General features: G+C 41.2%; 12 protein-coding genes and 1 tRNA gene. 7 read left to right on the top strand and 6 right to left on the bottom strand.

From position 1 onward, the window contains the following. Nucleotides 1-45 precede the first annotated feature (45 nt). Nucleotides 46-1,281: an MFS transporter gene (locus CLI64_RS19265; protein ID WP_103138714.1), complete on the top strand. Its 1,236-nt coding sequence runs from the start codon at nt 46-48 to the stop codon at nt 1,279-1,281. 157 nt (nt 1,282-1,438) lie between these two features. Here CLI64_RS19265 and CLI64_RS19260 read toward each other — a convergent pair. Further along, a tRNA-Arg gene (locus CLI64_RS19260) sits at nt 1,439-1,512 on the bottom strand. Nucleotides 1,513-1,549: 37 nt separating this feature from the next. Between CLI64_RS19260 and moaC the strand changes: the two genes are divergently transcribed. Then, nucleotides 1,550-2,050, top strand: coding sequence for a cyclic pyranopterin monophosphate synthase MoaC (gene moaC, locus CLI64_RS19255; RefSeq protein ID WP_103138713.1), 501 nt, complete (start codon nt 1,550-1,552; stop codon nt 2,048-2,050). Nucleotides 2,051-2,152: 102 nt separating this feature from the next. Here the strand turns inward: moaC and CLI64_RS19250 are convergent, their stop codons facing one another. The 5 genes from CLI64_RS19250 to CLI64_RS19230 all read right to left on the bottom strand — a co-directional run bounded on the left by CLI64_RS19250 (nt 2,153) and on the right by CLI64_RS19230 (nt 6,222). Then, nucleotides 2,153-2,350 carry a DUF2795 domain-containing protein gene (locus tag CLI64_RS19250; protein ID WP_103138712.1) on the bottom strand — a complete coding sequence of 66 codons (198 nt, stop codon included), beginning with the start codon at nt 2,348-2,350 and terminating at the stop codon, nt 2,153-2,155. 185 nt (nt 2,351-2,535) lie between these two features. After that, entirely contained in the window at nt 2,536-2,637 is a 102-nt protein-coding gene (locus tag CLI64_RS19245; protein WP_103138711.1) for a Rho termination factor N-terminal domain-containing protein, read from the bottom strand. A 270-nt stretch (nt 2,638-2,907) separates the two neighbouring features. Then, nucleotides 2,908-4,242: an NAD(P)/FAD-dependent oxidoreductase gene (locus CLI64_RS19240; RefSeq protein WP_225977392.1), complete on the bottom strand. Its 1,335-nt coding sequence runs from the start codon at nt 4,240-4,242 to the stop codon at nt 2,908-2,910. Beyond that, nucleotides 4,229-5,053, bottom strand: a complete 825-nt coding sequence (locus CLI64_RS19235; RefSeq protein ID WP_103138710.1) for an SDR family oxidoreductase — start codon at nt 5,051-5,053, stop codon at nt 4,229-4,231. The genes CLI64_RS19240 and CLI64_RS19235 overlap by 14 nt, the downstream gene beginning before the upstream one ends. A gap of 191 nt (nt 5,054-5,244) precedes the next feature. Further along, nucleotides 5,245-6,222 carry an SDR family NAD(P)-dependent oxidoreductase gene (locus tag CLI64_RS19230; RefSeq protein ID WP_103138709.1) on the bottom strand — a complete coding sequence of 326 codons (978 nt, stop codon included), beginning with the start codon at nt 6,220-6,222 and terminating at the stop codon, nt 5,245-5,247. Nucleotides 6,223-6,942: 720 nt separating this feature from the next. Here CLI64_RS19230 and CLI64_RS19225 point away from each other — a divergent pair. The 5 genes from CLI64_RS19225 (at nt 6,943) to CLI64_RS19205 (ending at nt 12,589) form a co-directional block, all read left to right on the top strand. After that, on the top strand, nt 6,943-7,560 hold the full coding sequence (locus CLI64_RS19225) for a hypothetical protein (protein WP_103138708.1): 618 nt from the start codon (nt 6,943-6,945) through the stop codon (nt 7,558-7,560). A 10-nt stretch (nt 7,561-7,570) separates the two neighbouring features. After that, nucleotides 7,571-7,948 carry a hypothetical protein gene (locus tag CLI64_RS19220; protein ID WP_103138707.1) on the top strand — a complete coding sequence of 126 codons (378 nt, stop codon included), beginning with the start codon at nt 7,571-7,573 and terminating at the stop codon, nt 7,946-7,948. Then, nucleotides 7,896-10,643 (top strand): hypothetical protein, encoded by a 2,748-nt coding sequence (locus CLI64_RS19215; RefSeq protein WP_103138706.1) that lies wholly within the window; start codon nt 7,896-7,898, stop codon nt 10,641-10,643. The genes CLI64_RS19220 and CLI64_RS19215 overlap by 53 nt, the downstream gene beginning before the upstream one ends. Nucleotides 10,644-10,761: 118 nt before the next feature. After that, the gene (locus CLI64_RS19210) at nt 10,762-11,517 is read left to right on the top strand and encodes a hypothetical protein (RefSeq protein WP_103140795.1); all 756 of its coding nucleotides are present in this window, start codon (nt 10,762-10,764) and stop codon (nt 11,515-11,517) included. A gap of 4 nt (nt 11,518-11,521) precedes the next feature. Beyond that, nucleotides 11,522-12,589 (top strand): hypothetical protein, encoded by a 1,068-nt coding sequence (locus tag CLI64_RS19205; protein ID WP_103138705.1) that lies wholly within the window; start codon nt 11,522-11,524, stop codon nt 12,587-12,589. Nucleotides 12,590-12,609 lie beyond the last annotated feature (20 nt).

The raw sequence follows: 12,609 nt of genomic DNA, 5'->3' as shown, positions 1-12,609 counted from the left end.
CTCCCCTCGATTGGGGAATTTAAAAACACCCCTTATCCATCTAAAGTGAAAGCTTTTCATACTTTTGACACAAATCTTAGACGTAACCTGCTGATTTTATTTGCGGCAGGTTTATTATTCTGGTCTAGTACATCCATGTTTCTGCCCGTACTACCTGTTTACGTGAAGACTCTCGGTAACAGTGAACCAGAAATTGGCATTATCATGGGTGGTTTTGCTATCGGATTGTTGCTGTTTCGCCCCACGTTGGGGAAGTTGGCAGATAAATATAGTCGTAAATTGGTCTTGTTAATTGGTACAGCCGTAGCTTTTCTTGCACCCTTTGGTTATTTAAGTTTTACATCAATTCCCATGTTGATACTAGTGCGAATATTTCATGGTATCAGCGTTGCGGCTTTCACCACTGGTTACAGTGCATTAGTGTCAGATTTATCTCCTGTGGTTAGACGTGGAGAAATTATTAGTTATATGAGTTTGACAGCCCCTATCGGGTTTGGAATGGGGCTTGCTATGGGGGAATATTTAGTAGATAAAGTTGGCTATCCTGGCTTATTTTTATTCTCTTCCACCTTAGCTTTCATAGGATTTTTGGGTACAACAAAAGTCATTAATCCACCTTTACAGGTATATAAGCAAAATTCTGAGAAGAATCATCGATTTTGGCAGATTTTGCTCAGTCAACGGGTGAGAGTACCAGCTTTAGTTATGTTGCTAGTCGGGATATCTGTGGGTTCAGTACACGTTTTTGTCTCGTTATTTATTAAATCGACTCCGGTAGATTTTAACGCCGGGTTGTTTTTTATGATTTCCGCGATCGCTAGTTTCTCTTTCCGAGTCTTCACAGGTAAAGCTAGCGATCGCTTCGGTAGAGGTTTATTTATTACCTTCGGGGTGGCTGCTTATGTGTTAGCTTGCGTGATTTTATCCCAAGCCAATAGCACCTTTGCCTTTATTTTGGCTGCTATGGCTGAGGGGTGCGGTGGTGGAACAGTCATGTCCATGATTACAACACTAATGGCGGATCGTTCCTTACCCCACGAACGGGGACGCATTTTTGCTTTGTGTATCGCTGGCTTTGACTTTGGAATTGCGATCGCTGCCCCCATGCTAGGATTTGTAGCTGGAAAAGTCGGTTATCACAATATGTATGGCTACACCGCCGCCTTAACCTCACTAGGTTTAATTATCTTCCTCACTCTATCGAGCAAAAACACTTTAGAATCTCTACGTTTCGCTTTAGGTCGTGGTTCAGATGCCTATTCGTTGAATAATAGGGAATAGATAGGGCAGGGGAGCAGGGAGAAAAGGGGATAGTTTTCTCCCCCTTGCCCCCTGCACCAATTCCTCTTGTATGCCCAATGCCACGTAGCAAAAAAGCAAAAGCCAGTTATCAAAAACCCACTTTTGCCTTTTGCCTTTTTACTTTTTCCTTCTCAAACGGGCGAGGAGGGATTCGAACCCCCGACACCGTGGTCCGTAGCCACGTGCTCTAGTCCACTGAGCTACACGCCCTTACAAGAAATATATAGTAACACTTCTTTTGAGAATAATGCAAGACACTTTTCCAAAAAATTCTGCAAACCTCACTCACCTTGATCATCAGGGTCAAGCACAGATGGTAGATGTTTCCGCGAAAGCCTCTACTGTCAGGGAAGCTGTGGCTGCTGCCCAAGTGCGGATGCTGCCAGAAACTTTAGCGGCGATTCAAGCGGGCAACACTCCTAAAGGCGATGTTTTAGCCACGGCGCGGATAGCTGGAATTATGGCGGCTAAACAGACTTCTAATTTGATTCCCCTCTGTCACCCCTTACCACTGCAAAAAGTCACCGTCGAAATTACACCCGATTCTGAACTACCTGGTTATCAAATTCGGGCGACAGTCAAAACTAAAGCTGAAACCGGTGTAGAAATGGAAGCTTTAACGGCTGTTTCTGTAGCAGCGTTGACTTTATACGACATGGCAAAAGCCCTAGAAAAGTCGATGCAAATTGAAGCCATTCGCCTAATTAGTAAAACTGGTGGTAAATCGGGAGATTACTTTGGGGCATAGGGCATACAAGAGGAATTGGTGCAGGGTGCAGGGGGCAAGGGAGAGAAAACTTTCCCTTTTCTCCCTGTTCCCTGCCCCCCTGCCTCCTCTGTCCCCTGCCTCTTAATCTATCTCGCCTATTGCCTTATTAACGTCTGTTGGAGTGTCGTATTCTTCATCCTCCGGTAATTTTTCCAAGAGGGAAATTATATTTTGATCAGCACCTTTTTGTTGAGCGTGCTGGATTAAGTCTTGCTTATTGGCTGGATAGTCAACACCTTTCAAGTGTTTCTGAATTTGTACTGGGTTTGCCTTAGCCATTTTTAGCACCACTAAAGGTTATTAACATCTTCACTGGGTAATTTGTTAACTCCCTCTATCAAATAGGTGAACCATTTTTACTAGCTAAGTGTTTTCAAATCACTCAATAGGGTGATGTAATTACATACAGAATTTACACACTCATCTTGATATTGGGTGTTTCTAAAACTCTATGTAAGCTAATTTTAAGATTTACTTAGGACTGCTACAAGTTCATCTTTTTTCATCTTACTAATACCAGTAATTCCTCGTTTTTTAGCAATTGCTTTTAATTCAGCCGTTGACATTGTTTTGGGGATGAGTAGCTAGGCGTAAATAAATATAATATATTCCGTCATTGTGTTCGCGAAGCGTCTCGTAGAGAGCGAAGCGAAGTAATCGCAATGACATCTTAATATTTAATCATACCTACTTAGTAATTCTATAAATATAGTCATTATTTTATTTTAGTTTGTAGTGAGGACTTCATTCCTCGTCTAAGGACTAAAGTCCTTACTACAAACCTCTTCACTTTACTGTGATGAGTTAATATTCACTCATCCAACTTTTGACAAAATCTAATTTGCTATTACCTGGTTCTGAAAGTCAGGATGTTGACGTTCTAATTGATGGGCTTTTTTGACAATCTTATGAAATGAACGGTTCGCTTTTTCCCATTGTTTAAAAGATTTATGTGGGTCATATAAATGCGTTTCTGGTAGCTTGTGTCCCATTTCTTTTAACACTAACCCCAGTGGAATATTAATTTCATCTTGCAGTTTTAGATAACGTGCAAAAAGTGGCCCATAAGCAGAAATAATTGAACCTACCCCACCTCGTGGTTGTTCCCAGCCGATAAAATATAATCCTTTGTAATCATCTAAAAATGAACCTTCATAGCATTTCACCACTGAACCTTCTACGCGTTGAAGTTCTGGGGGAAGAAAGGGGTAGGAAACATAGTAGCCAGTTCCACAAACGATGAGGTCAAATACTTCACGAGTACCATCAACAAACTCGACTTCATCGCCATCCAAAAAACTCACTCCTGGTTTAGCCGTAATCCGACCGTGTTTGATGTAATAGGGAACTTCACTATTTAATGTGGGATGTTTCTCAAAAATTCGGTGTTTGGGTTCGGGTAAACCATAATCTTCATGTTTGCCGAAGGTGAGACGAATGAGTAAATGAGTCATCAGTCTTTGATACCATAACGGTGATGAGCCTTTGGCACGGTCTGCAACGGGAACACCAGCGAAGGTTTTGGGAATAAACCAGACTGATTCCCGCATACTTAAAACCGACTTAGCCGCTACACGCGCCGCTTCTGCTGCGACATCACAAGCAGAGTTACCACCACCAATAACTAAAACTCGTTTACCTTGCAATTGATTAGGGTGTTTGTAATCTTTGGTGTGGATAATTTCCCCGTTAAATTCTCCTTTAAATTGGGGAAAGCGTTTACACCAGTGATGACCATTGCACATTAAAACACCTTTATACAGGCGTTTTTCTCCATTATCAAAGGTGACTTCCCATCGATTATTTTCTACTGGTCGCACGTATTTGACTTGACGATTTAATTCTATGTTGCGCCGCAAGTCAAAATGATCAGCGAAAGAGTTTAAGTAATCCCGCATATTTTGCGCGCTGGGGAAGTCGGGATAACTATCCGGCATGGGGAAATGAGTAAATTGGGTAATCTTGCGGGAAGATATGATATGTGCAGTTTCATACACACCGTGATACCAATTACCACCGATATCATCACTAGCATCCACTTGATCGTAGGATATATTGGCGGCTTGCAGTGCTTGAGCCATACCCAATCCCACAAATCCTGCTCCAATAATGAGATGTTTGTCTTGAGTAGCGACTAGGTTTTGAGTTGTATCTAATTTACTTACTGTCACCACTTTTTAACCTCCTACCAAACCCAGCATTTACCCAGTCGAGTAACCGAGGGAAATATCTTTTCAGCAGATGTACAGTTTTAGCCGTTTTATCTGGAAATACGTGCAGTTGATTGCAAATAATCCCTTGAATTGTGGCACGCATCACATCGGCGGGGTCTGTCACCAAATCTTCTGGAAATCCCTGAAATTGTTTGGCGAGAGTGCCGAAACGTTCTGACTCCAGAATGGGGGTACGACTAAAGAAAGGATAAACTGCTGTTACTTTCACATTGTAGTCTTTGAGTTCTTGGTATAGTCCTTCACTAAATCCACGCAAGCCAAATTTGCTGGCGGAATAATGAGCTAAACCGTTAATTGCTGACCAACCAGCTAAGGAGGAAATATTAACGATGTGGCCTTGGCGGCGAGTAATCATGTCAGCTGCAAATAAGGCACTTAAGCGCATGGGAGAGAGGAGATTTACCTGCATGAGACGTTCCCATTTATCTTGGGGGACTTCATCCATGCGACCAAATAAGCCAATGCCAGCATTATTAATGAGAATTTCAACGGGGATATTTAAGGTTTTGACTTGATGATAAAGGGTTTCACATCCGGCGGATGTAGATAAATCAGCCGCAAGACAAGCTAACACTTCACCAGTTTTGACTTGTTGTTGAATTTCTGTGACGCGTTGACGCAAGACAGTTTCATCTATGTCTGTCAAAATTAGTCGGCTACCGGCTGCTAACAATTGTTTAGTTAGTTCCTGTCCAAATCCACCGGATGCACCAGTGATGAGAATAACTGTCTGGGATAGTTGGGTCATTTAGCAATTTGAGGGATTGGGGATTGGGGATTGGGGACTGGGGATTGGGAAGATGGGGAAGTGTGGGGAGTGTGGGGAGTGTGGGGGGAAAGATTTCTTCCCTATCCTCCCACACCTCCCACCCCTCCCACACTTCTTGCTTGCCCTATACCCTTACACCCTTAAAACCCCTATACCCCTTGAGAGTCTGATTAAATCTTAGGGGATTGGAGGGCGGTTAATAGTAGAAGTGACCACGGGATTTTAATGTCTGGGATGAGTGAAGGGTTTTTTCTGAGGTTGGGTATTGCAGCCGGAATGAGGAAGCGTAGGGAACGGAGGGATGCGGGTAAGTTGCCTTCTTGATCGACTATGCCGTATTTTTGTGCTAATTCGGCGACAATCTGCACTTTGCCGGTGCGGCGAATCAGGTTTGGTTCTGTGGCTAATTTGGCGATGACTCTTCCTGTTAATAGGGGGGTTTCCCAATTGAATCGCTCACTAAGAACTGAGTTGCTGGGATTAACATTATCTTGCTGTGCTATTTCGGCGGCGAGGGTGGAAAAGAGTTCTGTACCGACGATTCCCGGCCAGATGGCAACGGCTGTGATGTTGTATGGTTTGAGTTCTACAGCCATATCAGATGCTAGGCGATCGCAGCCTGATTTACCAGCACCATAAGCTGCACCAAAGATATAAGAAAGACCACCCCAAGAGGAAATATTACAGATTAATCCCTGTCCTTGCTTTGCCATCATCCGCGCAGCAAACACACTGGCTATATAATGACTACGCAAACCCACATTGTTACAAGCATCCCACAAAGACGTTTCACTTTCCCAAAATGGTTGACCTTGTGCGTCTTTTAATGCTGGGACTCCGGCATATACATTATTTACCAGTAAGTCGAGCTTTCCTTGTTGCTCATCTTGGATACGTTCAAACAGTAACCGCACTTGCTCATCGTCGCTGTGGTCTACCTGTGCAGGAATACACACACCGCCAGCTTGTTCTACAGCTACTTGTGTCTCTATTAAACTACCTGCAACCTCATCACTGGAGTTTGGGTTTAACCTGCGTCCTGTAATATACACAGTCGCTCCCGCTTCTCCTAGTCCAATGGCAATTCCTTTGCCTAGGCCTCTGGTTGCACCTGTGACTAACGCCACTTTCCCCTCAAGGTGTTTCATGATGATTGTTGGTTGGTGATTAGTCAATAGTCATTAGTCATTAGTCAATAGTCAACAGTCATTAGTTTTTCTCCCCCTGCTCCCTGCTCCCTGCCCCCTGCTTTCCCAGTCCCCAGTCCCCAATCCCCAAAAAAGGAACCAGTAGCCTTTTAGACTAGACATTTTGCCCCCTATCCAGTAACCTAGTGCAGAGGTTATTGGCTAGGCGATCGCCAAAATCATACAATTTAATTAACGGTGGTTTTACTTGCAGCCTTTTAGCCTGGGGAATATTTGCATCATTCTCGGTAGGATCTTTAGGCTAAGATTATTATCTGTGAAGAATTTCAGAGAGGTGATTGTAGAGTCAAACTAATTTACTATTATCCTATCATTGATTAGGCTTCTTGTAGCAGAAAAAATAATTAAAAATGACTTTCATGCTCAAATTTATGCTTAAGAAAATTACTTGGTTGATTTATTTAGTTATCAGTCAGTTTTCGCCTAATATCTAATTCTCAATATCATATTTAAACCCATTTCACAGAAAATATCAAATTTCTATTTAACGCAATATTAAGATGTTGTTAACTAAATTTTAACAATGAACAATGGTAGGGATAGATATTCTAAATAGGGTCAGATAAGTTTTTGAATAACAACTGTTATATTATGCTAAATTATCAAAGTTTCAACATCATAACCAACTTATATTTGCAATCACTGTAAGGACATTGGTAAATGCCTAGACAAATTGTTCATGCCAAAAAGAATACGCAAGTTTTAACAGCTAATGCAGCCCCTGGTACTGGTAAGGTGAGAAAAAAATTAGCATTTTTGTGGCGGCAATTACTGGAATCAGTACCGTTTTTATTAGCTTGTATTGTATTTTTAAGCGTGATCAGTTTAAAAAGTCCTTTGCTGCTGTTTTGTTTGCTATTTGGTAGTTTAATCACCATAGTTGTGCAACAAATTGGACAGCAATCACATTTGCCAAAACGATGGTTAATTGTCTGTCAAATTTTAGCATTGGCTTTGATTATGAGCCTGTTTTGGTTAGATTATTTTGCTGCTCCGGCTCAGGCACAATTTTTCAGACGAGCTGAAGATTTTTTCAAAAATACTTTAACTCAGGGAACAGCAAATAATAATGGTCAAGCAGCAGTCAGTTTAATATTCAATATTCTCAGAGGCATCTACTTACTATACATAGCGATTTCTTTGGTTGGTGTGATTAATGCAGTCCGCAAAGATGAAGATTGGCAAAGTGTAGCGAGAACTCCGCTTTTAGTAGTGGTAGCTGTCACAGTTGCAGATGTTCTCACAGGCTTTGTGATTGGCGATAGTAGTAATAAATAATGAGTTAATTATGTCTGAGGAAAAACAGCAAGATTTTCGTCCAGTTAATCAGATTCTCGGTTCTCAACCATCATTGGGGCCAATTCCTGCTGATCAAATATTTCCTTGGACAGTCATTGTTCTGGCTGCTTATTTCATCGTCAATGGAGTTTTTGGAGGTTTATTTACAGATGACTTTCAAAGATGGTTATGGACTGCACTGATTGCAGGTTGGGGAATAGCAACCTGGTGGATTTTAAGTGGTGGTAGGAGTTGGCGGTTTTTAAGTAAATTTATTGGAGTTCCCACTTGGACAAGAGGCTTTGCTCGTTATCAAAGCTTGTTGGAAGTTAACCATGAAGCAAAAAATCGGAAAACAAAGCGTCGGTATCGGCGGACAAGAAAGTAGATTAACGCCTTTTGAAGACGCACTGCATTTATCGACCATGCTGCGAATTTTATTAGATGGGCGAGATGTTGGCGCGTATATTTTAACTAAGGGAACTCAAAAAGATAGATTTTGCTTTGTTTTTGGTTTTGAGTGTCGTGGTATTCATACCACTTTAAGAAACGAACAAATAGACACGATTTTTAATAACATTGAATCGGGACTGAAAGATATCCCTGAAGGTGAAAGGATGACTCTGCACATGGGTTCTTTTAGTTCCGATGGGGAACGACAAAGGGAACTTGCAGATTTAATTAAAACTGCTTCATCACGGGATATCAAATATTTATTAATGGCGGAGAGAGCCAGAATTAAAGAACTGACGAATGCGGGATTACGTAAGCCCAAATTCTTGAGAATTTATGTAACTTATACAATTGAACCCAACGCCAGCCATGCTAATGACTGGATTGAAAAACTGTTAGGACAAGCGGAAGGTTGGTGGTTAAAATTTAAGGGTGATATTGCAGAAGTTGAAAATCAACGTATAGAAACTGTGATCATCCGAGCTTATCAACAAGGCTTTTGTCGTTGGGAACAGTTATTATCTAATAAGATGGGTTTAGATATCAAACCCCTGAATGCAGATGAACTCTGGGAAAATATTTGGCGCAGATTTAATGATACTCCAGCTATCCCTATTCCCCAGTTAGTTCACTTAGACGAAAATGGATTGCATGAGCAAGTTTATTCAGATTTACCCAGCACCAAATTACTAATTGAAAATATCCACAGTACAACCATGTTAATGGAAACTGCTGTACCTTGTGCCGATCGCCGATGGGTAAATGTTAAGAATAATTACATCGGCGCGCTGACTTTCCTCGAAAAACCAGGTGGCTGGCCGAATAAATTTGCTCAGTTGCGTTACTTGTGGGAACTCCTAGCGCGGGAAACAATAGTTGATACAGAAATAGTCTGTGAATTGACACCAGCTAACCCCGCTTTAGTCAAAACCACCTTACAAAGAGTGCTGAAACAGTCCAACATGACAGCACTGATGGCGCAAGAAAAAAGTAGAACTATTGATGTTAATGCTCAATTAAAGTTAAAAAAATCCGTTGCAGCCCAAGAACAATTATATGAAGGGGCGATTCCTATTTATACGGGGTTAGCAATTTTCGTGCATCGTCCTACTGTAGAAAAATTAGACGAAGCGACAAGATATATTGAAAACTGTTTCCAACGTCCGGCACAAGTAGTCAGAGAAATAGAATATGCTTGGAAAATTTGGTTACAGTCCTTACCTATAGTTTGGGAAGGATTATTAGTTAAACCCTTTAACCGTCGTCAGTTATATTTAACTAGTGAAGTCCCAGGGTTAATGCCTTTAGTTTTAACCAAAGCAGGCGATAAAAAAGGCTTTGAATTAATTGCGGAAGAAGGCGGTACACCCATACATTTAGATTTATTTAACCAGCACAAAAATTTAGCCTTATTTGCTACTACCCGTGCAGGTAAATCAGTCTTAGTTTCAGGAATTTTAACTCAAGCCTTAGCCCATAATATTCCCGTAGTCGCCCTAGACTTTCCTAAACCTGATGGCACATCCACCTTTACCGACTATGCCCAGTTTATGGAAGGGAACGGAGCCTATTTTGATATTTCTAAACAGTCGAATAACTTATTTGAACAACCGGACTTGCGATCGCTAGATCCAGAACAACAGCGCGATCGCTTGCTCGATTATACTGCCTTTTTGGAATCAGCCTTAATGACAATGGTCTTAGGCTCATCCAGTGAAAATCAACTCCTAGCCCAAACCGTTCGTTCCCTCCTCAACTTAGCTTTAAGTGCATTCTTTGCTGATATCGGTATTCAAGAACGCTATCGCATGGCAATAGAAGGCGGCTTTGGTTCTCCAGCTTGGCAAAAAACCCCCACTCTCCAAGACTTTCTGCATTTTTGTTCCCCCGAACATCTCAGACTCGATTCTGTGAGTGGTAGAGTCGAAGACGCACTCAGCCAAATTCACCTCCGCTTAAGGTTTTGGCTTTCCAGCCGTGTCGGACAAGCCATCTCTGCACCATCTAGCTTTCCCACCGACGCGCAATTATTGGTATTTGCACTGCGTAACCTCTCCGATAACGAAGATGCGGCGGTGTTGTCATTGAGTGCATATTCCGCCGCCTTACGTCGCGCCTTAAGTAGTCCCGCTTCTATCTTCTTTATCGATGAAGCCCCAATTTTATTTGAATTTGACCAAATTTCGGATTTAGTCGGCAGAATGTGCGCCAACGGTGCTAAAGCTGGTATTAGAGTCATCTTATCAGCCCAAGACCCCGATACCATCGCTAAATCTAGAGCCGCATCTAAGATTTTACAAAACCTGACTACCCGATTAATTGGACGCATTCAACCCGTAGCCATAGATAGTTTCATCAACATCTTAAAATATCCCCGTGAAATTATCGGACGCAACGCCACCGAAAGCTTTTTCCCCCGCAAAGAAGGAGTTTATAGCCAATGGTTACTAGATGATAACGGTATTCATACCTTCTGCCGTTATTATCCAGGCTACGAACAATTAGCAGTCGTCGCCAACAACCCCCACGAACAAACTGCACGCCAACAAGCAATGCAAATTTATGAAAATAAATATGAAGCAATTTCCACATTTGCTCGGCAATTAGTTGCTGCATTACGCGGTAGTTAGTCTTATCAATTCAAAATACCCTTACGGGAAGCAAGCTACAAAATTCAAAATTCAAAATTCCCTACGGGATATTACTACAAAATTCAAAATTAAGTTATGTGACTGGGGTGATACAGATATGAAAAAAACTACTTTATTAACTCTGACATTTTCAACCCTCTTAATTTTGCCGGCAATGGCGCAATTAGGTAAAGTTTGGACAGACTTTCAATATTACTCTACAGATTTTCAAAACTATCTGAGAAATAATCTCAACGATAGTTTAGATAATAACTCTCAAAATGCTCTTAGCAATGCTCGTGGAGATTTAAATTTACCTAACCCCATAGACGCAGGCAAACAAGCCCGCCAAGGTATTTTATTTTTTAATACCATCCCCGATAAATTTGAAAACAATCAGGCAGTATATTCTAACTCAGTTACTAACGAAATTAATCGAGTCATCACCCGTAGTTCCGTAGTTGGTGTTTTAGGCAGAGATGCCCAAATCAGAACCAAAAATAAACTAGAAAACACAGAACAAACAATAGAAAATATTACCAATATTAGTAATGAATCTGATAATTTATTTAACCAAATCATAGGGATGATACCTGGTGGTACGTCAGCAGAAATTGCTGCGAAAGGACAATCTAATTTACAGTATCAAAGCATTAGAATCCAAAGCGAACAATCAAAACTCATCGCCGAAACTCTAGCGCAAAACCTACAAACCAATCAATTTATCCAATACTCCAATTTAAACCTAGCCAACATATCCCAACAAATAGAAGAATCAAATCGGGCGCGACGAATAGATTCAGCCACAGAAGCCGCCAGACTCCTACGCACCACCTCCCAAATCGATTTATTCGGAACAAAAACCGATAACTAAAGCTATGAATAACTTTGTGCCTTTGCGCCTTGGCGCGAAACAAATCCTAGCTGAAATTGGTATCACCGACACCCTCAATAATGGTGTCACAACAGCACGCCGCCTAGCAGAAAGCTGGGATAATCAATGGCTAGACTTACTGCAAAATAATACCAGTAACAATTTATATGGCGCATTAACTAACTTAGGTATTTTCTTCGCCGTCGGCACACTTTTATTTTTCATGATTCAATGGCTCAAAGATGTCATTCATAGTGAATATTCGCGCCCGATATCTGCATTAGTTTGGCCTTTTATCGTCGTAGTTCTACTCAGTAATGCTGGGAATGGTAGTATGCTTTCAAGTTTGACCTTGGGTGTGCGTAACTTTATTAACACAGTCAATCAACAAGTCATCACCACAGCCAACGGAAATCTAGTTTATCAACAAGCATTAAATATGAGTGTGGCTGAAGAAGTCGCCGGTTCTTTACTACGTCCTTGTCAATCATTGACTGGTGAACAACAAACTCAATGTTTAACTAAAGCCAGCGAGAGAATTGATAACCTCTGGCGTGAATATAGAAATTTATACGGGAATCAAGTTTGGATTAGTAGATTAGAAAATCAAGTGAATCAAATTAGATTCGGCACAGGAATTGTTACGGAAACTAACTTTAATTCCCTATTGGGAAATACAGTACAAACCACTATTAAAAACTTTTTGATATCATTACAACTTGCCTTTCAAAACTTAATTGAAGCCACAATGTTGCTGATAGCAGCTTTAGGCCCTTTAGCGGTGGGAGGTTCTTTACTACCTGTAGCTGGTAAACCGATTTTTGCTTGGATTACAGGATTTTTAGCGGCGGGAATTGCCAAGATATCCTTTAATATTATTGCCATTTTAACGGCGGCGGTGATAGTGAATGGCCCGGCGCAAGACCCCAACGCCAATCCTGATTTAATGTGGTTTATGATCTTCTTGGGTGTTTTAGCCCCATTATTATCTTTAATTTTAGCTTGCTTGGGGGGAATGTCAGTCTTTAATGCGATTAGTAATACATCGGAATTGGTGAGAGATAGACTCTAAATTGTGAGGGTAGAAAGTAA

This window comes from Nostoc sp. CENA543 (assembly GCF_002896875.1).
GTDB lineage: Bacteria > Cyanobacteriota > Cyanobacteriia > Cyanobacteriales > Nostocaceae > Trichormus.
Note: the sequence above shows the minus strand (reverse complement) of the source record. Positions and strands in the feature narration are given on the sequence as shown.